The following is a 23,069-nucleotide window of genomic DNA, read 5'->3' on the forward strand; positions in this document are numbered from 1 at the left end:
ACGCAGGCTTTTTCTTGTGCAGAGCAAACACTATGGCGTGTAGTAAGTAGCTGCGCCAGGGCCAACCGGCAGACCCAACACAAATACCCATACGTAAAACAGTAAGCTCCAACCCACCATAAACACCACTGAATATGGCAACATGGTGGCGATCAGCGTACCGATACCGAGGTTTTTCATATAACGTGTCGCCACCGCCAGAATCAAGCCGAAGTAGCTCATCATCGGGGTGATGATGTTGGTCACCGAATCACCAATACGGTAGGCGGCTTGAATCACTTCTGGGGCATAGCCCACCAGCATCAGCATAGGTACGAAAATCGGCGCGGTGACTGCCCATTGCGCTGACGCCGAACCAATCATTAAGTTGATGTAACCACACATCAAAATGAAAGCGAAGAACAACATGGGACCCGTTAGACCAATGTCTTTCAGGAAGTCGGCACCTAATACTGCCAACACTTGACCAAACTTAGTCCAGTTAAAAAACGCGACAAACTGTGCTGCAAAAAACACCAACACAATGTACACACCCATTGAAGACATGGATTTGGACATCGCATCAATCACATCGCGATCGGTTTTCATGGTGCCGACCACTCGGCCATACACATAACCAGGGATAGCGAAAAACACGAAAATAAATGCCACGATGCTCTTTAAAAATGGCGAACCGGAAACTTGGCCATCAGCACCACGTAAAATGCCATCGGCAGGAACAATCGTCCACGCTAAGAGTGCACTCACCACCAGCACAGCCAGCCCCGCATACGCTAACGCTTTTTTCTCAAGCGATGTCAGCAGACCCATTTTGTCTTGGCTGAGATCATCACTGGCTTCTGTGACATCATATTGGCCGAGTTTAGGCTCAACAACTTTCTCCGTCACCAATGCACCTAAAATCGTGATCACGAAAGTCGATGCAGCCATAAAGTACCAGTTAACTTCAGGGCCAACACTATAGGTTGGGTCAATCATACGAGCAGCTGTTTCAGTAATGCCCGATAGTAGCGGATCAACCGTACCAATCAGCAAGTTCGCCGAGTAACCACCGGAAACCCCCGCAAACGCCGCAGCCAAGCCCGCTAATGGGTGACGACCTAACGAATGGAATAGCATCGCAGCAAGTGGAATGAGCACCACATAACCTAATTCAGATGCGGTGTTAGAGATGATGCCTGCAAACACCACAGTGAAAGTCACCATGCGTTGCGAAGCCCCCATCACCAGGCCACGCATCGCAGCAGAGAGCAAGCCTGAGTGTTCTGCAATCGCGACACCCAGCATCGCCACCAATACCGTACCTAAAGGTGCAAAGCCAACAAAGTTTTTCACTAAATTGATCACGATCAGCTCAAGTCCGTCCGCATTCAGTAAGCTAACAACTTGGATCATGCCATCAGCAGCGCGGCCTTTCGCACCTTCCGGGCGCGGGTCAATCACTGAGAGCTCAAAGTATCCCGCGATGCCTGAAGCCACCAGTAGTACAACACAGAAAATGGCAAATAAAGTGATGGGATGGGGTAATAGATTCCCCAAATATTCGACACCATCGAGAAAACGGGTAATAAAAGGTTTCTTAGGTGTATTTTGATTTATTGAAGCAGATGAACTCATCTGTTCCCTCCTTGTCTTGATTCCTATGCATTTGTGACAAAAATGTCAAAAGCGCGGGCAGAGTACTCGACAAGAAAGGTAAATTAAAAAGCAAAGATGTTACAAAATCTATCTGAGAGAACAATATTCATCCAATTTTAAAAAATTAACCAGATGATCATTGCAAAGAACAACCATCTGGTTAGAAAAATATCTCGCTATGAATCGGTTCTCCCGCAATCCATTAACGCTGAACGGCTTTAAATCGAGGGTTAGACTTGCAGATCACATACAAACGGCCACGGCGTTTGACGATTTGACAATCTGGGTGACGATTTTTAGCGCTTTTTAGCGAGCTGAGCACTTTCATTTGGATTCCTTAGCAAACTGACCAAAACGACGAGCAAAGTTAGCGATGCGGCCTTCTTTCTGTACCACGCGCTGTTTACCGGTATAAAACGGATGAGACTCTGAAGAAACTTCAACAGTGATATAGGGATAGGTTTTACCTTCCCACTCAATAGTGCGATCGGTTTGCAAAGTCGAACCGACCACAAAGTAGTGATCGACAGTTGTATCGTGGAACACCACTTTACGATAATCAGGATGAATGCCTGCTTTCATTTTAAACTTAACACCTCAAATTGTTATGTTATAACATTTTAATTAATAATTATTCTCAAGATGATTTGCAAGCGATTTTTACACTGAGCTATGCTATTTTTGCGCTCTCAATACCTATAAATACAGATAAAAACATGTATCCCATTGAACCTGTTGCGATTATTGAAAGTCCGTACCAAGAAAAATTTGCGGTACCAAGACAACCTCGATTAGTGCCGAGTGCCACCGCTCGAATCAAACTGTTGGGGGAATGTAACTGTGCAGAGGCCATTCGCGGTATTGAGCAATTTAGCCATGTGTGGCTGCTATTTTTGTTCGACCAAAACCTCGCCGCAGGTTGGAAACCCACCGTACGTCCTCCTCGTCTCGGAGGGAATGAACGAGTCGGTGTTTTCGCCTCACGAGCAACTTTCCGCCCCAATGGAATTGGTATGTCAGCGGTTGAACTACGTGGTGTCAGCAAAGAAGGCGACCAGTATTATCTTGAACTCGGTAGCGTTGATTTAGTTAATGGCACACCGATTATTGATATTAAACCTTACATCCCCTACTCCGATTCAATTGTGGATGCACAAGGCGGTTATGCGGAGCAAGAACCCGAACGCATTCGCGTAACGTTTGCCGATGCTGCTCAGCAAATACTCAAAGCACATCCAGAAGGTGAAATTCGTCGTGCGGTGATCAGCGAAGTGTTAGCGCAAGATCCGCGTCCGGCTTACAAAAAAAATCGTGCTGACGACAAGTTATATGCGGTGAATTTGTTCGATTGGAACGTGAAATTTACCGTTAACGCTGAAGCAATCGTTGTCAACGCAATTGAACCCTTTTGACAAAACCATTTGGCTGATATTATTAGCGCCCAAATTCGCTTTATAACGTTACTCCTATAAATAAAGCGATCCCTTAAACTTTGATGAAACGGATACCATAGAATGCGTACCAGTAAATATCTTCTTTCCACTCTGAAGGAGACTCCAAACGACGCAGAAGTCGTGAGCCATAAGCTCATGCTACGTGCAGGTATGATCCGTAAGCTGGCTTCAGGTCTTTATACTTGGCTGCCTACCGGTCTGCGTGTACTGCGTAAAGTCGAAACCATCGTTCGCCAAGAGATCGATAATGCTGGTGCAATCGAAACCTTGATGCCGGTGGTACAGCCGTTTGAATTGTGGGAAGAGACTGGTCGCTCTGAAAAAATGGGGCCAGAGTTGCTGCGCTTTACTGATCGCCATGAACGTCCGTTTGTATTAAGCCCAACCGCAGAAGAAGTGATCACAGCGCTCGTGCGTAACGAGGTGAACTCTTATAAGCAACTGCCACTGAACCTGTACCAAATCCAAACCAAATTCCGTGACGAGCGTCGTCCACGTTTTGGGGTGATGCGTGCGCGTGAATTCTCAATGATGGATGCTTACAGCTTCGACATCGACAAAGACGGCCTGCAAAAATCTTATGACGCGATGCACGCAGCTTACTGCAAAGCTTTCGATCGCATGGGTCTGGATTACCGTCCAGTGCTGGCAGACAGCGGTGCAATTGGTGGTAACGGTTCACAAGAGTTCCACGTTCTGGCAGAAAGCGGCGAAGATCTGATCGTATTCTCAACCGAATCGGACTACGCAGCGAACATCGAAAAAGCAGAAGCACTGGCACCAGCGACTGAAGCGGCTGCGCCAACTCAGGAAATGACGTTGGTGGATACTCCAAACGCGAAAACCATCGCGGAATTGGTTGAGCAACACGGTCTGCCAATCGAAAAAACCGTGAAAACGCTGTTTGTAAAAGCCTCTGATGCGATCGATGCATCTATCATTGCACTGATCATCCGTGGTGATCACGAACTGAACGAAATCAAAGCAGAAAATCTGCCAGAAGTTGCCTCTCCACTGGAAATGGCCAACGAAGAAGAGATTCGTGCGTTGATCGGAGCTGGCCCTGGTTCATTAGGTCCTGTAGGCCTAAAACTGCCATTCATCGTTGACCGTACGGTTGCAGTAATGAGCGATTTCGGCGCTGGCGCGAACATCGACGGCAAACACTACTTCGGTATCAACTGGGGTCGTGACGTTGAGCTCGGCAAAGTCGAAGATCTGCGTAACGTAGTAGAAGGTGATCCAAGCCCATGTGGCAAAGGGACTCTGATGCTTAAGCGCGGTATTGAAGTCGGTCACATCTTCCAGTTGGGCACCAACTACTCTGAAAAAATGAACTGTGGCGTGCTCGATTCAAACGGTAAAAACGTCATCCTTGAGATGGGTTGTTACGGCATCGGTGTATCTCGTGTCGTGGCTGCAGCCATCGAACAAAACCATGACGATTACGGCATCATCTGGCCAGATGCACTAGCGCCTTTCCAAGTGGCGATTGTGCCAATGAACATGCACAAATCTGAGCGCGTTCAGGAAGCAGCAGAAAAGCTATACGCAGAATTGACTGCCGCAGGCATCGAAGTGTTGTTTGATGATCGTAAAGAGCGCCCAGGTGTTATGTTCTCAGATATGGAACTGATCGGCGTGCCACACACCATCATCATTGGTGATCGCAGTATGGATGAAGGCCACTTCGAATACAAAAATCGCCGTCAAGGTGAGAAAGAAGCGGTGGCAATGGAGTCGATCATCGACTTTATCCAAGCCAAACTGGCCTAATTTCCAGTCACATTCGCTTACAAAGGCTGCCCTCTGGCAGCCTTTTTTATTGCCCGCCATTAATACTAGATTCATTTTTCTCCCCCTACACTGAGTCAAAACCAGAGGAGATAAGCCATGGATCTTAAATCATTACTCAACCAAGCACTGAGCTCAGACCTTGTCAAAAAAGGCAGCGAGCAGTTGAAAACCTTAGGCCAAGATAAAAACCAACTCAGCACGCTAGGAGCAGGAGCTTTAGGTGGCGGTCTGCTTGGTATGTTACTTGGCTCTAAAAAAAGCAAAAAATGGGGCAAAAGCGCTTTAAAAGTCGGGGGCGCTGCCGCTCTCGGCGCACTCGCCTACAAGGTTTACAACGATTGGAATGCCAATCAAAAAGGCAATACCACACCGACATCTTTTGATGAAAGCAACCCTCGCCATGAGTTGATCATTTTAAAAGCCATGATCGCCGCCGCGAAAGCGGATGGACATGTCGATGAGCAGGAGATGGCACGAATCCAACAAGCGATTGATGAGCTGGGCGCGGATAATCAAGTACAACAATTGGTTGAACAAGAGCTACGTAAGCCTCTGGATCCTGCTGAAATTGCTCGCTTTGCGCAAAATCCGGCTCAAGCCTCTGAGCTTTATTTGGCTTCATTATTGATTGCGGATGAACAGAACTTTATGGAAAAAGCCTATCTCAACGAACTGGCTAAACAGCTCGGCTTGGATGATCAATTGGTCGCGCAACTGAACTTACAAGTTACTGGTCAGTAATTAGTCAGTCATACGGATTCCTTGAGCCAACGCAAGCTGTAGGTTTGGTATTTTTCTGCTCTCAGGGTATATTGAGAGCTGTTATCATTTGAGGACGAACCCATGCGAGTTTACGACTGTTGTGAATTGGTACGCGAGCTTTACGCGCAAATTGGTAGTGGTGATCAAGGCTATATTCCGCAAGCCATCAGCTGCGCTGTACGTGCATTAAACGAGATTGCGGCTGATACCGCCCTACCACTGGCAGCACGAGAAAAAGCGGCGTTTGCGGCGGCGAATTTACTGATTTCCGATTTTGAGGATTAATCACCATGAATCTCGCGAATTTTGCCACTATGGATCCGATCATGCTGATGAGCATCATTAACATGAAACTGCGTGACGACTTTGGTGGTGATCTGGATAAACTCGTCAGCTATTTCGATATTGATCGCAGCGCGTTGGAAGCCAAGTTAGCGAGCGCAGGCTTTGAGTTTTTACCGCAAGTCGGCCAATTCCGCTAAGCCAACGGTTATCGCAAAACGCCCTTTCAAATCGGAGCTGAAAAAACGAAAAAAGCGCCGAGATTTCTCTCAGCGCTTTTTATTGTGCTTAAGCCTAAATCAATTAGCCAAAATATTTACGAGCATTCTGGAACATACGCATCCAAGCACCGTTTTCTCCCCAGTTATCTGGGTGCCACGAGTTGGCGACGGTACGGAATACACGCTCAGGGTGCGGCATCATAATCGTCACACGACCATCTTGAGTGGTTAAACCGGTAATCGCATTCGGTGAGCCGTTCGGGTTGCCTGGATAAGCTTGGGTTGGCTGACCAAAGTTATCCACGAAACGAATCGCTACGGTGCCAGATTGCTCAATTGCCGCCAGATGCTGAGCATCACGCACTTCCACACGACCTTCACCATGAGAAACTGCAATCGGCATTCTTGAACCCGCCATCTCGCTAAAGAACAGCGATGGCGATTTTTGCACTTCGACTAAGCTAAAGCGCGCTTCAAAACGATCCGATTCGTTACGCACAAAACGTGGCCATAGCTCAGCACCCGGGATCAAATCACGCAGGTTAGACAGCATTTGACAGCCGTTACACACCCCAAGTGAGAAAGTATCTTTACGTTGGAAGAACTGTTCAAACTGCTCACGCGCTTGGGCGTTAAACAGAATCGATTTCGCCCAACCTTCACCCGCACCCAGTACGTCACCGTAAGAGAAGCCACCACAAGCCACCAGACCTTGGTAAGCATCGAGCACGGTTTGCCCAGTCAGAATGTCGCTCATATGCACATCAACCGCATCAAAACCAGCGCGGTCAAACGCTGCCGCCATTTCAACGTGTGAGTTGACGCCTTGCTCACGCAAAATCGCCATTTTCGGACGCGCACCTTTGGTGATGTAAGGCGCAGCCACGTCGGCTTGCACATCGTAAGTTAACTTCGCATTCAAGCCTGGGTCGCGGTTATCTTGTTTGGCAGCAAACTCTTGATCGGCACACGCTGAGTTATCACGCAGCGCTTGCATCTTATGGGTCATTTCCGCCCAGATTGTGCGCAGTTCAGTACGAGAGCGCTCAATCAAGACTTCTTCACCACAAGTGATCAGCAAGCGATCCGACGCTTCTACTTCACCAATCACGTGAGCACACGCTTCTAAGCCATGGGCGGCAAGCGTTGCCAGAGCGGCATTCAACTCATCATTTTTCACCTGAATCACAGCACCAAGCTCTTCATTGAACAGTGCCGCCAGTGCATCATCACCCAAGGTTTCAATATTAGCTTTGATACCACAATGACCCGCAAAGGCCATTTCCGCCAACGTCACCAATAAACCGCCGTCACCTTTGTCGTGGTAAGCCACCAGCTTGTCGTTACGCACCAGAGTTTGCACTGCATCAAAGAAGCCTTTGAGCTGCGCCGCGTTATCCACATCAGCAGGTTTATCACCCAACTGTTTGTACACTTGCGCCAATGCGGTTGCGCCAAGACGATTTTGACCATTACCCAAATCAATCAAGATTAAGCTTGTCTCGCCAAGGTCAGTACGCAGTTGTGGAGTTACTGTCTTGCGAATGTCTTCTACACGCGCAAAGGCGGTAATGATGAGTGACAGCGGCGAAGTCACTTCTTTTTGCTCGCCATTTTCCTGCCATTTGGTTTTCATCGACATCGAGTCTTTACCGACTGGGATAGTGATACCTAGTGCAGGACAAAGCTCTTCACCGACCGCTTTCACCGCTTCATACAGGCCGGCATCTTCACCCGGATGGCCCGCTGGAGACATCCAGTTCGCAGAGAGTTTGATGCGTTTCAGCTCACCAATATCGGTTGCGGCAATGTTGGTGATAGCTTCACCCACCGCTAAACGTGCGGAGGCACCGAAATCCAGCAACGCAACTGGGGTACGCTCACCCATCGACATGGCTTCGCCGTGGTAAGAATCAAAACTCGCGGCCGTTACCGCACAGTTAGCCACTGGGACTTGCCATGGCCCCACCATTTGATCTCGTGCGACTAAACCCGTGACTGAACGGTCACCGATGGTGATCAAGAACGTTTTTTCTGCTACTGCAGGTAAACGCAGTACACGATCCACGGCTTCGTTTAGCTCAATACCAGAACGATCTAAGGCTGGGCTTGAAACTTTCAGCGTGCTCGCATCACGATGCATCTTAGGCGGCTTGCCCAGCAGAATATCCATCGGCATATCAATCGGCGTGTTAGCAAAGTGGCTGTCTTCCAGCATCAAATGGCGCTCTTCGGTCGCTTCACCCACCACAGCATAAGGTGCGCGCTCACGCTGACAGATGGCATCAAACAGCGGCATATCTTCCACTGCAACCGCCAGCACATAACGCTCTTGCGATTCGTTACACCAAATTTCCAGTGGGCTCATGCCCGGTTCATCATTCGGCACGTTGCGCAGTTGGAATTTACCACCGCGATCGCCATCGTTAACCAACTCAGGCAGCGCGTTAGAGATACCGCCTGCGCCCACATCATGGATAAAGGCGATCGGGTTTTTATCGCCGAGCTGCCAGCAACGGTCGATCACTTCCTGACAACGACGCTCCATCTCTGGGTTCTCACGCTGCACGGAAGCAAAATCCAGATCTTCAGCAGACTGACCAGATGCCATAGAAGAGGCAGCACCGCCACCTAGACCGATGTTCATCGCAGGACCACCGAGCACGATCAGTTTTGCCCCAACTGGGATCTCTTTCTTCTGAATATGCTCGGCGCGGATATTCCCCAGACCGCCAGCGATCATAATTGGTTTGTGGTAGCCACGTACCTCTTCGCCCGCATGTGAAGTCACTTTTTCTTCATAAGTACGGAAATATCCGAGCAGGTTCGGGCGACCAAATTCGTTATTGAACGCCGCGCCGCCGAGTGGTCCTTCTAGCATAATATCCAGCGCATTGACGATGCGGCTTGGCTTACCAAAATCGCTTTCCCATGGCTGTTCAAAACCGGGAATACGCAAGTTCGAGGTAGTAAAACCCACCAAGCCCGCTTTGGGCTTGCCGCCAATACCCGTTGCGCCTTCATCACGGATTTCACCGCCTGAACCTGTCGATGCTCCCGGCCAAGGCGAAATCGCCGTTGGGTGGTTGTGGGTTTCCACTTTCATCAGAATGTGGGTATCTTCATGGTGATAGGTGTACTGACGGCTATCAGGATCAGGGAAGAAACGGCCAACGCTCGATCCAGTCATTACCGCTGCATTATCTTTATAAGCGGAAAGCACATAATCCGGCGTCTGTTCAAAGGTGTTTTTGATCATTTTGAACAGCGATTTGTCTTGCTTAACCCCATCAATGGTCCAATCGGCGTTGAAAATCTTGTGGCGGCAGTGCTCTGAGTTCGCCTGTGCAAACATCATGAGTTCAATATCGTTAGGATTACGACCCAGTTTGGTGAAACTCTCAACCAGATAGTCAATTTCATCTTCTGCCAGTGCCAGACCAAGGGAAACGTTTGCCTCTTCAAGCGCACAACGACCACCAGCTAGCACATCGACCTGACTCAGCGGTGCAGGCTCCGCCACGCTAAACAGTTGCTGGGCATCGGTGAGTTCTGCGAACACGACTTCCATCATTCGATCATGCAACAGCGCCTTAAGTGTTGTGAGTTGTACTGCGGTCAGCGCCGTTTCTGCTTCAACATAATAAGCCGTACCGCGCTCGAGGCGCTTGATGCCATGCAGGCCACAGTTGTGTGCAATATCGGTGGCTTTTGAGGACCAAGGTGAGATGGTTCCGGGGCGGGGCGTCACCAACAGCAATAAACCTTGCGGTTCATGCTCTTGAATGGTTGGACCATAAGTGAGCAGTTTTTCGAGCTTTTCCAACTCTTGCGGATTGAGCTCTGCCTTGAGATCGGCAAAGTGCATAAACTCGGCGTAAATACCGGTTACAGGCAGTTGCAGTTCACGACACGCGGTCAGGAGCTTGTTAACACGAAACTCTGAAAGAGCTGGGGAGCCACGCAAAATTCTCATGTGCTTAGGTCTCTATGTCCAATTGATTGAGGTGTAATTGGCATAAACTCTTTCAAATACAGTAGATTAAACTCTATTTATTGAATGTATGCCGATTTCACCTCTACTAATGGCTGCGCATTATAGAGGAATTCTTTTTGTGACGTAACACTAAAAGCAACCGTTTGCGTCATTTTTTTCGTTAATTTTGAGTTACGACCCATTTGCACAAATCTTCGAGCAAAATGACAGCTTACTCAGTGAGGACTTTGCCAAAACCATCGCCTTTGATATAAAGGCATCTGTCTTGATGAGAGAAAACCCAAATTGATGACTCCTTTTACCTATAAACTCCCTGTTCGCATACTCTGGCTAGGCCTGTTGAGCCTGCTCTTAGTCGGTTGCCAAATCGATTCCGAGCCGAAAAGCGAGCTAGAAAAAATTCGTGAGCGTGGGGTTTTACGTGTGGGCACTCTCAATAATCCCCTCTCCTATTACATCGGTCCTGATGGCCCAACGGGATTAGATTACGAGTTAGCCCGAGAATTTGCCAAAGAGCTTGGCGTAAAATTGGAAATGAAGCCCGCGTATCGCCTCTCTAGCTTGTTTCCCGCTCTCAAAAATGGCGAAGTGGATATCATTGCTGCTGGCTTAAGCCAATCCGAAGAGCGACTCAAAGATTTCCGTGCGGGTCCGGCTTATTACTACGTGTCACAACAGGTGGTCTATAAGAAAGGCGATTGGCGGCCACGCAATTTCAAACAGTTGGTTGAAAAACAGCAAGAACTCTTAAAGAGCAATCCAGATTTGGCCTTTTTCAGTGTGGTGGATGACTCCCATTTTGAACACACACTGCAAGCGAAGCAGCAAAGACACCCTGATTTTCAGTTTCATGTCGATAACAATTCGGATGTAAATGAACTGCTGAAAAAAGTCTCACAAGGCGAGCTGATGTTTACTATGGCGGATTCGGTCGAAGTGTCGCTTTCTCAACGCATCTATCCTGAGCTGGCAGCGGCATTTGAATTAACCGAAGATCAGCCGATCTCATGGTTTATTCGCCGTTCCGATGATGAAAGCCTCTATGCTTTAATGATTGAGTTTTTTGGCAATCTTAAGCAGTCCGGTTACCTCACGTCTTTGGAAGAAAAATATATCGGCCATATAGGTACTTTCGATTATGTGGATACACGTGCGTTTATTCGTGCGTTAGATACTCGATTGCCTAAATGGACACCGATGTTTCAAAAGTATTCAGCCGAATTTGATTGGCGTTTAGTGGCTGCCTTGGCTTATCAAGAATCTCACTGGAATCCATATGCCAAATCCCCTACTGGTGTTCGAGGCTTAATGATGTTAACCCTGCCAACAGCCCGTAGTGTGGGGGTTAGCGATCGTCTCGACCCTGACCAATCGATTCGAGGTGGTGTGGAATATCTTCGCCGTATGATGGAGCGAGTACCCGACTCGATCTCCGATCATGAGAAAATTTGGTTTGCGCTAGCCTCTTACAACATTGGTTATGGGCATATGATGGATGCACGCCGCTTAACCAAAAATCAAGGCGCAGACCCTGATTCATGGGCCGATGTAAAAGATCGCTTACCTCAGTTACAACAGAAAAAATACTTTACTCAGACTCGTTATGGTTACGCGCGTGGCGATGAAGCGCGTAATTATGTGGAAAACATCCGCCGTTACTACCAAAGCATCATTGGTCACCTTGAACAACGCCAATTGACTGGCGGTGATGAGAATATTGAAGATCTCGCAGTGATCGCCCTCGATGAAGCAAGCCTGAATGACAGCAGCTCAGAGATCAATGATGAAGACGCGGTAAAAATGGAGTCTGAGTCTCTCGAAGGTATCGAATCCGGCGCAGCAGCATCCGATGAGAATATAAAATAGCCACTTGATTTTTGAGCTGAAAACACGTAAACCAATGTGTGAATTACATCGCTTTCCTGCCGTCAAAAACAGGTAACATTCAAACGCAATAATTAAGCGATAAATTCAGCAAGACCCAAGAACTTGAAACAGCAGTTCAACTGTTGTGCCGAGATAACAGAAGGTCAATATTAGGCCCCCTGCTCTAGCTCGCAGGGGTTTTATGTCAGTCAGTAGTAGGAGGGTGTTTTATGTTGAGACGTAAACGTCAATCAAAACTCCTGAACAAAACCGTATCCGCTAACCGTCGTCGTCGCATGTTAGCCAACAGCAAGAAAAAGGTGTTGGCTCGCCATCGTGCTTTCGTCCAGTTTGGCAACCAGTAGTAACACCTAGAATGGCAAACATCGTTACCGATGTTTGCCAAAGATTCACTTCCCTTCTTTCTTTTCCTCATCTCGTTTCGCTTTTATCTCTTTGCGACGTCGCTGAAAAAAGGCCTGTAATTGAGTGCGGCACTCTTCTTCCAATAGCCCTTTTTCAACAGTGGCATAGTGGTAAGACGCTTGACTGTTAAACAGATCCATCACTGTTCCTGCCGCTCCTGCTTTCAAATCTGGCGCTCCGTACACAATCCGTTTCACTCGACTGTGTAATAACGCTCCTGCACACATAGGGCACGGCTCAAGCGTGACATACAAGGTGGTATCGAGCAGGCGATAATTGCTGAGCACTTTCCCCGCTTCACGAATAACTTCAATCTCCGCGTGGGCAGTGGCATCTTGGTGTGTGATAGAGCAATTCCAGCCTTCAGCAATAATCTTCCCCTCTTGAACCAACACCGCGCCAACAGGAACTTCACCTAGTGCTTCGGCTTGAGCGGCTAACTCGATCGCTCGACGCATAAATTGCTCATCTTGAGTAGAAAAAAGAGACTCGGACAAAACCACACTCCAAGGATTATCGAAAACGGTGATTCTAGCGGAGATTGCAGAAAAAACGAAAGTAAGAGCAAGAAAAAGCCCACTCAATTGAGTGGGCTCGTCGATATTTATCGGTTTGGCGACTTACATGGTGTAAGTGTACGGCGCTTGAATACCTAGCGGGATACCCAATGCCCAGTAAACTAGCAGGAACACAGACCAACCGATGAGCATAGCGATTGAGTAAGGCATCATCATCGAAGCCAAGGTGCCGATACCCGTTGATTTCACATAGCGTTGGCAATACACAACCACGAGAGGGAAGAACACCATTAGTGGAGAAATGATGTTAGACACCGAATCACCCACGCGGTATGCCGCTTGAGAAAGCTCAGGAGAGATACCAACGGCCATCAGCATAGGTACTAAGATTGGGCCAATCAGTGCCCATTTAGCTGAAGCAGAACCAACCAGCAGATTAACCATAGCCGTCAATAGAATCATCCCAACAATCGTGGCTTGACCTGGAAGATTCATCGCTTTCAAACCTTCTGCACCGTACAGTGCCAGCATAGTACCAATGTTCGATTGGCCGAAAGCAGAAAGGAATTGTGCACAGAAGAACGACATCACGATGTAAGCACCCATAGTAGACATGGTGCCTGACATGGCTTTGATCACATCGTTACTATTTTTAAACGTTCCCGCGACACGGCCATAAACGATGCCTGGAATGATGAAAAGGATAAAAATCAGCGGAACAATCGACTTCATGATTGGTGCAGAGAATGCTGTAATCTGACCATCTGGAGAACGCAATGCTGAGTTTTCAGGCCATACGGCTGCCACTAGCAGTGCGATACCAGCAACCATTGCCCAGCCTGCATAGCGGAAAGCTTTTGATTCGATCGCAGTGAATGACCCCAGATCAGGAGCGGATTCCGCATCCTCATCCACTTTAGTTGCGGCTAAACGAGGCTCAATCACTTTATCCGTCACATACCAGCCAATCGCCACAATGATAATGGATGACAGACCGGTGAAGTAAATGTTGGCTAATGGGTTAACTTGGTAAGACTGATCCAGTACTTGCGCCGCAGTTTGAGTAAAACCAGCCAGTAATGGGTCGATACCAGACGGAATAAAGTTCGCAGAGAAACCGCCAGATACCCCTGCAAACGCCGCAGCAATACCCGCCAGCGGATGACGACCTGCTGCATGGAAAATAATACCACCCAGTGGAATCACCAGCACATAACCTGCATCAGCCGCAGTGTGTGAAACAATCGCCACCAAAATCAGCATAGGAGTGAGCAGTTTCGCCGGCGTGACATTAAGCATTTTCTTCAGGCCTGTGGTAATAAAGCCAGAAGAGTCAGCAACACCCACACCTAACATAGCAACAAGTACAATACCGAGCGGCGCAAAACTGGTAAATGTGGTCACCATATTGGCAAGAAAATGAGCCAGTGATTCGCCGGTTAGTAAGTTTTTGATTTCTAGAGCCTCATTAGTACGAGGGTTAATCAAATCAAAACTTAGATTAGAGAGCAGAGCAGAGGAAACCCAAACGATGACCAGTGCCCAAAAGAAAAGAATAGCAGGGTCAGGGATCTTGTTTCCGGCCCGTTCAATAAAGTTTAAAAAGCGATCCATCCCACTTGGTTTGGCCGATAGCGCTTGATTGATAGATTGGTTACTCATAGTAAATTCCGTAATGTGATGTTGCTGCGTGAGGCCTTATAAGTTTGGCCTTCTGTAGCCGTTTCGAATATCCGTGTGAGCTTGGTTAATCAGTCACAGTGAAAGGGCAATTTTTCACTTGGCATTGTATAGAAACGCCCTAGCCAAAGCACAGAGTTCGTTCTTTTTTTACATATTTAGAGACATATTTTGCAAAAACAGAAAACCAAAGAAACACATTCGAAACATTACAGAAAAAACAACACATACATTTCAGAAACCAACTTGCAAAAACTGAGATTGCGCAGATCGATGAACATATGATTTGTCGATAAAGAGTAAGGGATAGGAGTGAAGAGAATGTAGTGTTCTCTGATATATGGAGGTTCAAACAAGAGAATGAATTTTAATCAGGAGCAAAAGCCCCCATTCCAACTCGGTATGAGAGATCCAAGTTGGAATGACAGAAGAATGATCGGGATGTCATACGAAACATCACAAGAAAGTTTGTTAATCAAACTCACTGTATTTAGAGATCATGGTTTTCAGCTCAACTGACTGGGTTTCACCATGGCGATCTTGCCATAGAGCTTCTATATATATGGTCTTAAGTGCTCCCGACAGAGTTGCAGCTGGCACAGACCACGACAAGGTATACAGAGGATGTGAAACATCATTCCCAGAGACAATATTGGTATCAAAATTAGCCGCAGGCATCGTAGGTAGAGCAGAAGAAGCCCCACGGGTACGAAACCATTCCAATTTCTGCTCGGCAAGGTTCAAAGCTTCAATACTGTGCATGGCGTAATCTGTATTAGTTCCGACTAGATCTGACACTTCAATTTGAAAAGAAGAGAGTTACCCATTTTGATTAAAGGTGCTTAATCACTAATCAAAGACAAAAAGAGGTAACTCTCATGCTTCATACTAGCAATCCAATTATCAAACACAAAGCGGGCCTTCTCAATCTTGCAGAAGAACTCGGTAATGTATCTAGAGCCTGTAAGGTTATGGGGGTATCAAGAGATACTTTCTACCGTTATCAAGAGTTGGTTGAGACGGGGGGTATTGATGCTCTGATTAACCGTAGCCGAAGAGCACCGAATTTGAAGAACCGTGTTGATAGTGAAACTGAGCAAGCCGTTATCAAATACGCCATCGACTTCCCAGCTCATGGACAAGTTAGAACGAGTAATGAATTACGTAAATTGGGAGTGTTTATCTCTCCAAGTGGCGTACGCTCAATCTGGCTTCGCAATGACCTAGAGAACTTCAAGAAACGTCTTATCGCACTGGAGAAACAGGTCGCAGAGAACGGTATTATCCTAACGGACGAGCAAGTTGCGGCTCTTGAGCGTAAGAAGCACGATGATGAGGCTTGTGGTGAGATAGAAACAGCGCATCCAGGTTATCTCGGCTCTCAAGACACATTCTATGTTGGCAACTTGAAAGGTGTTGGGCGCATCTATCAACAAACCTTCGTTGATACCTACAGTAAAGTCGCCTTTGCCAAGCTCTACACAACGAAAACACCAATCACCGCAGCGGATATATTGAATGATAAGGTTCTACCGTTCTTTGAGGCGCATGAACTGCCAATGCTGCGAATCTTGACTGACCGAGGCACTGAATACTGTGGTCGTGTTGAACAGCACGATTACCAGCTCTACCTAGCTATTAATGATATCGACCACACGAAAACTAAAGCGATGTCACCACAAACAAATGGTATCTGCGAGCGCTTCCACAAGACCATATTGAATGAGTTCTACCAAGTGACATTCAGAAAGAAACTGTATGGTTCTATCGAAGAGTTGCAGAAAGATCTGGACGAATGGATGGACTACTACAACAATCACCGTACTCATCAAGGAAAAATGTGCTGTGGCAGAACGCCGATAGAAACATTAGAGGATGGGAAATCAATCTGGGCTGAAAAGAATCTAGCCCAGATATAATCTGACAGGCACCAAGTCGAAAAGTGGGTAACTGTCAGATCAGGTCTGAATTAGTACACGTAATCGGCACGTTGCTCGATATAAGCTTGTAATTTCACCAAGCCAAGCGCACCAATACCAATCAACACAAATGAGATCATCACTTCGATCAAGCTAAATCCACGTTGCTTATTGCGCATTCCAGCTTCCTTCTTTCCAGCGCGGGTTTACAAAATTACTCGCAATATGATCGATCACATCTTTATTAAAATTAAATACTAAGGAGTTATTAAATGCCGCGGCCTGACCCGAGCTATCAAGAAACTGCCCACCAGTCACAGTAAATGAACCGTGTTGATAATAAGAGGCAATCGTTCTGAATGAGTCTGGTATGACACTTGGATTGTGATTTAAATATGTATTCGCTTCAAAAGAGGCCCAGTGCTGTGTTGATGAAACATAGTCCTTATTGAAATGAAACAACACTCCTTTTAACTCTCCATTACCCATAACGGAAAAAATCCCTTCGTGAACCAAAATCAATACACCGGGTGTTTTATGAGAAGCTTCAGAAACCTTTTGCGTATAAACAGCATTAAGTTCACACCCCCCTTCAATCCATAGGTAATAATGTTTATTTTCTATTTGTTCCAATATTTTCTGTCCACAATCAGGAACAATATTAGGTTGACCATTCGTATTTTCTGGAGCAAGAATTTGCGTGAACTTTGGATTGTTCTTTATTTTTTCATGCTGCTCCTCACTGACATCAAAGAACTCTTCAAATAAGCTCATTTCTGGTTGCTTAACAAAATCACTACCGATGGGTAGAGTTCCTGACGCACTGGATTTGTGTGTGGTTTGACAATCCTTCCCCGTTGGATTTAAGAATCCAGTATAGGGCGGTTTGTTAGGAATTAAGACTCCATCATTTTGTATAGCACCAGATGCATCAAAAATATTCTTATAGCGTAGCGCAATACATTCCCACCCATCTGAATTAAAAACACCAGGGTCTGGAATAATATTAACACTTCCTCTAACATAAATATCAGAAGCTGATTGAATTGCACCATGCGCCATATTCCCTGAGATGAGAATATCTTTAACCAATGAGGAATAACCATAGTGGGAAGTCACTTTATACCCTGAACTGATTAAACTAAATTGAGGTATAACACCTAAGCCACTACCACAATCAGTAATCGTACCCGGGAGCCCATTGTAAAATAAAAACTGTGAATAACCACACTCTAGCCCCCCCTCTGCGAGCCAGTGCTCTTGCCTAGCTTTTATTTCATTTTGTGCACGTTTAATCTGATAAAAAAGATTTTTATACGAACCGAGCGTCACAACCAATGCGATTGAAAGCAAAATAGCGGTAATCAGTAAAGTCGCGACACCTTTTTGATATTGAATCATTATTGCCAATTCCTTTGCTGAATCTGTAATGAAATAGCATGAGAGATATTAGGGGTATCTTTTAATTTCGCCATAATAGAAATCGTCATTAACGAACTATTGACCGATTGACCAGATAAAGGCGTTTCTGAAACTTCAAATTGATCAATTTTGATTTGTTTCGGGTCAAATAAATCAAAACATCCTGTCGCAGCAGAGACAACGCTGAGTGGAGAGGTGGAATCCTTTTGGCAGTACTCCAACATGTCATTATTTAATTGATAGACCGTATTACTCACCTTGGTGGATGATTTTCGATAAACATAACTAATTTTATTCGATGCTCGATAGATCACACCGACAGCACCAGATAGCCGCATAGATTGATTACCCACATCATCAAAACCAGCACGTTGGATATCCTCTTTCATCTGCTGCATAACGCTGCTAACTTGCTGAAGCAGCATGATTTCTTTACTGCGTTGCGCTGCCGCTTTTTGGTTAGACAAAAAGACAGTCCCGACAATAGCTAAAGCCATCGCCCCCACCAAAGCGGCAACCATAAATTCAATCAGCGTATTACCTTGCTGGTTAGCACTTTTCAAAGCCATATTTTGCCTCATTTTCGGTGCAAACTTTGATTCGCCCAGCCCGATTGTGCACTGTCACTTTGATTGAATCGGCAGCAGATTCCGACGGTTTAATAAAAAGACTGCCCGCTTCCTGAGGATTGCCCATTACATGATCAAATTTGACCTCAGTTAGTGTATTGGTCTTCGATACAAATACATTTTGATATCGCTGACCTTGCAACTGAGCAACCGTATTACTTGCATCGATCGCTGCCACATCCGATACGCTAGATAACACTAGTTGCCATTGACCCGTTATAGAAGGCAATCCTTGAATATGCACCCATAAATCCTGATTTCGAAAAACGGCTTCCGATTTAGCCTGAATGAGGAATCCCTGCAATTCATTGGCTAAATTGGTCATCTTCGTTTGCTGGCTCACCTTTGAAAAATTAGGGGCAGCAAAAAGCAACATTGTGGTTAATACCGCAACGGTGATCAAAAGCTCCAGCAAAGTAAAGCCGCGATGCATTTCCCAAAATCCTTTGCAAACTGTGAGAGTATGGTGAATCAACTTGCATAGATGCTAACAGCTATCAAAAATGGCGTTGTTTTATAAAGAGAAGTAATGGAAATGATTCGAAAAATTTTCTGCAAGCCAAGTGTGACTCAGCAACAAGGTATGACATTGATCGAATTAATGATCGCGGTAGTGATCGTGGGAATTTTAGCCAGTATCGCTTACCCAGCCTATACCAACTATGTTAAAGAAGGCCATCGTAAACAGGCAATGGCGGATATGGCCAAAATTCAGCTTTATTTAGAAGAAAAGTACAACAATGGCTATACGGCTACGGGCATTGTCGATGCCCAAAAAGTCTGTAATTCGTTTTGTAGCGTAGACAGTGATCGTTACAAGATTGTGGTCGAAACCGCCGCCAGCAGCTACGCCATTACAGCAACCCCGCAATCCACCAAAGGACAGAATAGTGATAAATGCGGCGGTAATACCTATGCATCCCTCACGTTAAATGAGAAAGGGGTAACTACACCTAGCGCATGTTGGAAATAAAAATCCGAATATCAACGTAATAAAATCATCATTGAGTTATTTACTGAAATAAGAAAAGACCAGCAAGCTGGTCTTTTCTTATTATTACTGATTGAATTTTGATTAACTGGTTAGGTCATCAAAAAACTTCTTCACACCATTAAAGAAGCCTTCAGCTTTTGGTTTGTGTTTCGTCGCCGCTTCACCACCGCAAGACTCTTCAAACTCTTTCAGCAGCTCTTTCTGGCGAGCACTCAAATTGACTGGGGTTTCGACCACAAGTTTGACAATCAAATCGCCTAATGCCGCAGAGCGAACGCCTTTCACGCCTTTACCACGCATGCGGAACATGCGGCCCGTTTGGGTTTCAGCTGGCACTTTCAGACTTACGCGACCATCGAGTGTTGGAACTTCCACTTCACCGCCCAGAGCCGCCATCGCGAAACTGACTGGCACTTCACAGTACAAGTTGTTGCCATCGCGCTCGAAAATGTGGTGCTCTTTGACATGCACTTGTACGTACAAATCCCCTGCTGGTGCGCCCATTTCGCCGGCTTCACCTTCACCAGCTAGACGAATGCGATCGCCCGTATCCACACCCGCTGGGATTTTGACATTGAGTGTCTTAGTCTTTTGCTTGCGACCTTGGCCATGACAGACGTTACAAGGATCTTTAATGATCTTGCCTTTACCATGACAGGTTGGACAGGTTTGCTGCACGGCAAAAAAGCCCTGACGCATCTGGACTTGGCCATGACCGTGACAGGTTCCACAAGTTTGTGCTGAGGTGCCTTTTTTCGCACCTGAGCCATCACAAGAGTCACAATGTACTAAGGTCGGTACTTCAATCTCTTTCGAGCAGCCACGAACCGCTTCTTCAAGGCTCAGCTCCATGTTGTAACGTAAGTCGGAGCCACGCTGTGCTCTCGGACCGCCGCCACGGCGACCACCACCAAAGATGTCACCAAACACGTCACCAAAAATATCGCCAAAGTCAGCACCGCCGCCGCCGCCAAAACCACCTGCGCCTTGTTCAAACGCCGCATGGCCATATTGGTCATAAGCCGCTTTCTTCTGTGCATCGGTCAGAATTTCATACGCTTCTTTGACTTCTTTAAACTTTTCCGCCGCACCGGCATCTCCCGAGTTGCGGTCCGGGTGGTATTTCATCGCAAGGCGTTTGTATGCCTTTTTAATATCACGCTCGGAGGCGTCACGGCCTACGCCTAATACTTCGTAAAAATCACGTTTTGACATGTTCTCAGTCACCAATTTGTTACTGCCAACGGCTACGCCGCTCGGTGGGTATCGATATAGATAAGGGGGATCAGGTTGCCTTTATCTTTAGCGACACGCTTCAAACAGACGGGCGTAAGAGTTACCTCAAACGCCCGCTGCTTCAAAGTTCAATAAGAACTCAGCAAACCGCACGAGTTATTTCGTGCGGTATCGCTCAATTACTTCTTATCGTCGTTAACTTCTTCAAACTCAGCGTCAACTACGTCATCTTCTTTTGTTGAAGACTGTTCAGCGTTTGCACCTTGTGCTTGAGCTTGTTGCTGTGCGATTTCCATCAGCTTCTGTGCCGCTGCCATCAGTGCTTGCACTTTGGCATCGATTTCCGCTTTGTCTTCGCCTTTCTTCGCAGTTTCCAGCTCATTGATCGCCGTTTCGATCTTTGCTTTCTCATCCGCTGGCAGTGCTTCGCCTGCTTCAGTGATTTGTTTGCGAGTTGCGTGGATCATCTGGTCTGCTTGGTTACGCGCTGTCGCTAACTCTTCGAACTTTTTGTCCGCTTCTTTGTTCGCTTCAGCTTCTTGAACCATTTTTTCGATTTCAGCATCGCTCAGACCGCCAGAAGCTTGGATAGTGATCTTCTGCTCTTTGCCAGTCTGTTTGTCTTTCGCTGAAACGTGCAGGATACCGTCCGCATCCAAATCGAAGATAACTTCGATTTGTGGCATACCACGTGGTGCAGCGTTGATACCCTCTAGGTTAAATTGACCCAGAGACTTGTTGTACATCGCTTGCTTACGCTCACCTTGCAGTACATGGATGGTTACTGCGCTTTGGTTATCTTCCGCCGTAGAGAACACTTGGTTCGCTTTGGTTGGGATAGTGGTGTTTTTCTCGATGAGCTTGGTCATCACACCGCCCATGGTTTCGATACCCAAAGACAGAGGCGTTACGTCTAGCAGCAGAACGTCTTTTACTTCCCCCGCCAGAACACCACCTTGAACCGCAGCACCTACCGCAACCGCTTCATCAGGGTTCACGTCTTTACGTGGCTCTTTACCAAAGAATTCAGCTACTTTCTTCTGAACCATTGGCATACGAGTTTGACCACCGACAAGGATAACGTCAGTAATCTCGTTCACAGACAGGCCTGCGTCAGCCAGAGCAACTTTCAGTGGCTCCAGAGAACGTTGAACCAAATCTTCAACCAGCGCTTCCAATTTCGCACGAGTCACTTTGATGTTCATGTGCTTAGGACCGGTCGCATCTGCCGTGATGTATGGCAGGTTAACGTCTGTTTGCTGCGCAGAAGAAAGTTCGATTTTCGCTTTCTCAGCTGCTTCTTTCAGACGTTGCATTGCCAGCGGGTCGTTACGCAGGTCGATGCCTTGGTCTTTTTTGAATTCGTCAACCAGGTAGTTGATCATACGGTTATCAAAGTCTTCACCACCTAGGTGAGTGTCACCGTTGGTAGACAGAACTTCGAAGGTTTTCTCACCTTCAACTTCATCGATCTCAATGATAGAGATATCGAATGTACCACCGCCAAGGTCGTATACCGCGATAGTGCGATCGCCGCCTTGCTTGTCCAGACCATAAGCCAGAGCGGCTGCGGTTGGTTCGTTGATGATACGTTTCACTTCTAGACCTGCGATACGGCCAGCATCTTTGGTTGCTTGACGCTGAGCATCGTTAAAGTAAGCAGGAACAGTGATAACCGCTGCAGTAACTGGCTCACCGAGGAAATCTTCCGCGGTTTTCTTCATTTTCTTCAGAACTTCAGCAGACACTTGAGGAGCCGCCATTTTTTGGCCTTTCGCTTCAACCCAAGCATCACCGTTGTCAGCCTTAACAATCTTGTAAGGCATGATTTTGATATCGCGCTGAACTTCTTCGTCTTCAAAACGACGACCGATCAAACGCTTAATTGCAAATAGCGTATTTTGTGGGTTAGTAACTGCTTGACGTTTTGCAGGTTGACCCACCAGAGTTTCACCGTCTGTATAGGCAATTACAGAAGGAGTAGTACGCTCACCCTCTGCGTTTTCAATTACGCGAGGCTTGTCGCCGTCCAACACAGCAACACATGAGTTTGTAGTACCTAAGTCAATACCAATGATTTTACCCATCAGGCTATCTCCAAAAAAATTCTATGTTCGATTTGTATACCCCTAATGTGGGGATGGAGAATCGGGTTTCAACCCCTACTCACAAACCAAAACGGGCTTGTTTGCTTCTCGTATGCCCCTTAAATAAGGTCTTCAAAAACC

20 protein-coding genes and 3 pseudogenes are annotated in these 23,069 nt (G+C 46.6%); 9 read left to right on the top strand and 14 right to left on the bottom strand.

From position 1 onward, the window contains the following. Positions 1-30: 30 nt before the first annotated feature. The 3 genes from VOA_RS10795 to VOA_RS10785 form a co-directional block, all read right to left on the bottom strand. Positions 31-1,617: an AbgT family transporter gene (locus VOA_RS10795; RefSeq protein WP_000098867.1), complete on the bottom strand. Its 1,587-nt coding sequence runs from the start codon at positions 1,615-1,617 to the stop codon at positions 31-33. Between the two features lie 223 nt (positions 1,618-1,840). Then, the gene (ykgO, locus tag VOA_RS10790) at positions 1,841-1,966 is read right to left on the bottom strand and encodes a type B 50S ribosomal protein L36 (protein WP_000866542.1); all 126 of its coding nucleotides are present in this window, start codon (positions 1,964-1,966) and stop codon (positions 1,841-1,843) included. Next, positions 1,963-2,220 (bottom strand): type B 50S ribosomal protein L31, encoded by a 258-nt coding sequence (locus VOA_RS10785; protein WP_000643441.1) that lies wholly within the window; start codon positions 2,218-2,220, stop codon positions 1,963-1,965. Before VOA_RS10785 ends, ykgO begins: the two co-directional genes overlap by 4 nt. A 134-nt stretch (positions 2,221-2,354) precedes the next feature. Between VOA_RS10785 and tsaA the strand changes: the two genes are divergently transcribed. The 5 genes from tsaA to VOA_RS10760 all read left to right on the top strand — a co-directional run bounded on the left by tsaA (position 2,355) and on the right by VOA_RS10760 (position 6,133). Next, positions 2,355-3,050 (top strand): tRNA (N6-threonylcarbamoyladenosine(37)-N6)-methyltransferase TrmO, encoded by a 696-nt coding sequence (gene tsaA, locus VOA_RS10780; RefSeq protein ID WP_000283247.1) that lies wholly within the window; start codon positions 2,355-2,357, stop codon positions 3,048-3,050. Positions 3,051-3,152: 102 nt separating this feature from the next. Beyond that, a complete protein-coding gene (locus VOA_RS10775; protein ID WP_001260601.1) occupies positions 3,153-4,868 on the top strand; it encodes a proline--tRNA ligase in 1,716 nt (571 codons plus the stop codon). A gap of 117 nt (positions 4,869-4,985) precedes the next feature. Next, positions 4,986-5,630 carry a tellurite resistance TerB family protein gene (locus VOA_RS10770; RefSeq protein WP_000364593.1) on the top strand — a complete coding sequence of 215 codons (645 nt, stop codon included), beginning with the start codon at positions 4,986-4,988 and terminating at the stop codon, positions 5,628-5,630. Between the two features lie 102 nt (positions 5,631-5,732). Further along, on the top strand, positions 5,733-5,936 hold the full coding sequence (locus VOA_RS10765; protein ID WP_001267016.1) for a YaeP family protein: 204 nt from the start codon (positions 5,733-5,735) through the stop codon (positions 5,934-5,936). 5 nt (positions 5,937-5,941) lie between these two features. Next, on the top strand, positions 5,942-6,133 hold the full coding sequence (locus tag VOA_RS10760; protein WP_001046696.1) for a DUF4250 domain-containing protein: 192 nt from the start codon (positions 5,942-5,944) through the stop codon (positions 6,131-6,133). 103 nt (positions 6,134-6,236) lie between these two features. Here VOA_RS10760 and purL read toward each other — a convergent pair whose 3' ends face one another. Next, positions 6,237-10,130 carry a phosphoribosylformylglycinamidine synthase gene (gene purL / locus VOA_RS10755; RefSeq protein ID WP_001221768.1) on the bottom strand — a complete coding sequence of 1,298 codons (3,894 nt, stop codon included), beginning with the start codon at positions 10,128-10,130 and terminating at the stop codon, positions 6,237-6,239. Beyond that, positions 10,127-10,333, bottom strand: a pseudogene (locus VOA_RS20490) (hypothetical protein). Before VOA_RS20490 ends, purL begins: the two are co-directional and overlap by 4 nt. 106 nt (positions 10,334-10,439) lie before the next feature. Here VOA_RS20490 and mltF point away from each other — a divergent pair. Beyond that, positions 10,440-12,017 carry a membrane-bound lytic murein transglycosylase MltF gene (gene mltF / locus VOA_RS10750; RefSeq protein ID WP_000187491.1) on the top strand — a complete coding sequence of 526 codons (1,578 nt, stop codon included), beginning with the start codon at positions 10,440-10,442 and terminating at the stop codon, positions 12,015-12,017. 230 nt (positions 12,018-12,247) lie between these two features. Next, complete coding sequence (locus VOA_RS20340) at positions 12,248-12,382, top strand: hypothetical protein (protein WP_000946177.1); 135 nt, start codon at positions 12,248-12,250, stop codon at positions 12,380-12,382. 45 nt (positions 12,383-12,427) lie between these two features. Here VOA_RS20340 and tadA read toward each other — a convergent pair whose 3' ends face one another. From tadA to VOA_RS10730, 3 genes and pseudogenes are all read right to left on the bottom strand, one after another. Beyond that, positions 12,428-12,940, bottom strand: a complete 513-nt coding sequence (gene tadA, locus VOA_RS10740) for a tRNA adenosine(34) deaminase TadA (protein WP_009355874.1) — start codon at positions 12,938-12,940, stop codon at positions 12,428-12,430. 123 nt (positions 12,941-13,063) lie between these two features. Then, a complete protein-coding gene (locus VOA_RS10735) occupies positions 13,064-14,623 on the bottom strand; it encodes an AbgT family transporter (protein WP_000070917.1) in 1,560 nt (519 codons plus the stop codon). Positions 14,624-15,112: 489 nt separating this feature from the next. After that, positions 15,113-15,415, bottom strand: a pseudogene (locus tag VOA_RS10730) (type IV pilin); the annotation flags it as partial. A gap of 104 nt (positions 15,416-15,519) precedes the next feature. On the opposite strand from VOA_RS10730, the gene VOA_RS10725 reads away from it, so the two are divergent. Continuing rightward, positions 15,520-16,560: an IS481-like element ISVvu4 family transposase gene (locus VOA_RS10725; RefSeq protein WP_000903432.1), complete on the top strand. Its 1,041-nt coding sequence runs from the start codon at positions 15,520-15,522 to the stop codon at positions 16,558-16,560. Between the two features lie 59 nt (positions 16,561-16,619). Here the strand turns inward: VOA_RS10725 and VOA_RS19095 are convergent. The 4 genes and pseudogenes from VOA_RS19095 to VOA_RS10710 form a co-directional block, all read right to left on the bottom strand. Next, positions 16,620-16,739 (bottom strand): annotated as a pseudogene (locus tag VOA_RS19095) (type IV pilus modification PilV family protein); the annotation flags it as partial. Next, positions 16,729-17,961, bottom strand: coding sequence for a hypothetical protein (locus tag VOA_RS10720; protein ID WP_000617159.1), 1,233 nt, complete (start codon positions 17,959-17,961; stop codon positions 16,729-16,731). The pseudogene VOA_RS19095 and the gene VOA_RS10720, both read right to left, overlap by 11 nt. Further along, positions 17,961-18,551, bottom strand: coding sequence for a PulJ/GspJ family protein (locus VOA_RS10715; RefSeq protein ID WP_001185562.1), 591 nt, complete (start codon positions 18,549-18,551; stop codon positions 17,961-17,963). Before VOA_RS10715 ends, VOA_RS10720 begins: the two co-directional genes overlap by 1 nt. Beyond that, complete coding sequence (locus VOA_RS10710) at positions 18,532-19,044, bottom strand: pilus assembly FimT family protein (RefSeq protein WP_000554596.1); 513 nt, start codon at positions 19,042-19,044, stop codon at positions 18,532-18,534. Before VOA_RS10710 ends, VOA_RS10715 begins: the two co-directional genes overlap by 20 nt. Positions 19,045-19,140: 96 nt before the next feature. Between VOA_RS10710 and VOA_RS10705 the strand changes: the two genes are divergently transcribed. Then, the gene (locus VOA_RS10705) at positions 19,141-19,584 is read left to right on the top strand and encodes a type IV pilin protein (RefSeq protein WP_000425241.1); all 444 of its coding nucleotides are present in this window, start codon (positions 19,141-19,143) and stop codon (positions 19,582-19,584) included. Between the two features lie 102 nt (positions 19,585-19,686). On the opposite strand, the gene dnaJ is transcribed toward VOA_RS10705, so the two are convergent. Next, the gene (gene dnaJ / locus VOA_RS10700; RefSeq protein ID WP_000043917.1) at positions 19,687-20,820 is read right to left on the bottom strand and encodes a molecular chaperone DnaJ; all 1,134 of its coding nucleotides are present in this window, start codon (positions 20,818-20,820) and stop codon (positions 19,687-19,689) included. A 200-nt stretch (positions 20,821-21,020) separates the two neighbouring features. Next, positions 21,021-22,928, bottom strand: a complete 1,908-nt coding sequence (gene dnaK / locus VOA_RS10695; protein WP_000516151.1) for a molecular chaperone DnaK — start codon at positions 22,926-22,928, stop codon at positions 21,021-21,023. Positions 22,929-23,069 lie beyond the last annotated feature (141 nt).

Source organism: Vibrio sp. RC586 (assembly GCF_000176715.1).
GTDB lineage: Bacteria > Pseudomonadota > Gammaproteobacteria > Enterobacterales > Vibrionaceae > Vibrio.

What these genes read in the sequence shown, in the direction of transcription:
- VOA_RS10795 (WP_000098867.1), bottom strand. Translation starts at nt 1,617, where the DNA reads ATGAGTTCATCTGCTTCAATAAATCAAAATACACCTAAGAAACCTTTT.
- ykgO (WP_000866542.1), bottom strand. Translation starts at nt 1,966, where the DNA reads ATGAAAGTGCTCAGCTCGCTAAAAAGCGCTAAAAATCGTCACCCAGAT.
- VOA_RS10785 (WP_000643441.1), bottom strand. Translation starts at nt 2,220, where the DNA reads ATGAAAGCAGGCATTCATCCTGATTATCGTAAAGTGGTGTTCCACGAT.
- tsaA (WP_000283247.1), top strand. Translation starts at nt 2,355, where the DNA reads ATGTATCCCATTGAACCTGTTGCGATTATTGAAAGTCCGTACCAAGAA.
- VOA_RS10775 (WP_001260601.1), top strand. Translation starts at nt 3,153, where the DNA reads ATGCGTACCAGTAAATATCTTCTTTCCACTCTGAAGGAGACTCCAAAC.
- VOA_RS10770 (WP_000364593.1), top strand. Translation starts at nt 4,986, where the DNA reads ATGGATCTTAAATCATTACTCAACCAAGCACTGAGCTCAGACCTTGTC.
- VOA_RS10765 (WP_001267016.1), top strand. Translation starts at nt 5,733, where the DNA reads ATGCGAGTTTACGACTGTTGTGAATTGGTACGCGAGCTTTACGCGCAA.
- VOA_RS10760 (WP_001046696.1), top strand. Translation starts at nt 5,942, where the DNA reads ATGAATCTCGCGAATTTTGCCACTATGGATCCGATCATGCTGATGAGC.
- purL (WP_001221768.1), bottom strand. Translation starts at nt 10,130, where the DNA reads ATGAGAATTTTGCGTGGCTCCCCAGCTCTTTCAGAGTTTCGTGTTAAC.
- mltF (WP_000187491.1), top strand. Translation starts at nt 10,440, where the DNA reads ATGACTCCTTTTACCTATAAACTCCCTGTTCGCATACTCTGGCTAGGC.
- VOA_RS20340 (WP_000946177.1), top strand. Translation starts at nt 12,248, where the DNA reads ATGTTGAGACGTAAACGTCAATCAAAACTCCTGAACAAAACCGTATCC.
- VOA_RS10735 (WP_000070917.1), bottom strand. Translation starts at nt 14,623, where the DNA reads ATGAGTAACCAATCTATCAATCAAGCGCTATCGGCCAAACCAAGTGGG.
- VOA_RS10725 (WP_000903432.1), top strand. Translation starts at nt 15,520, where the DNA reads ATGCTTCATACTAGCAATCCAATTATCAAACACAAAGCGGGCCTTCTC.
- VOA_RS10720 (WP_000617159.1), bottom strand. Translation starts at nt 17,961, where the DNA reads ATGATTCAATATCAAAAAGGTGTCGCGACTTTACTGATTACCGCTATT.
- VOA_RS10715 (WP_001185562.1), bottom strand. Translation starts at nt 18,551, where the DNA reads ATGGCTTTGAAAAGTGCTAACCAGCAAGGTAATACGCTGATTGAATTT.
- VOA_RS10710 (WP_000554596.1), bottom strand. Translation starts at nt 19,044, where the DNA reads ATGCATCGCGGCTTTACTTTGCTGGAGCTTTTGATCACCGTTGCGGTA.
- VOA_RS10705 (WP_000425241.1), top strand. Translation starts at nt 19,141, where the DNA reads ATGGAAATGATTCGAAAAATTTTCTGCAAGCCAAGTGTGACTCAGCAA.
- dnaJ (WP_000043917.1), bottom strand. Translation starts at nt 20,820, where the DNA reads ATGTCAAAACGTGATTTTTACGAAGTATTAGGCGTAGGCCGTGACGCC.
- dnaK (WP_000516151.1), bottom strand. Translation starts at nt 22,928, where the DNA reads ATGGGTAAAATCATTGGTATTGACTTAGGTACTACAAACTCATGTGTT.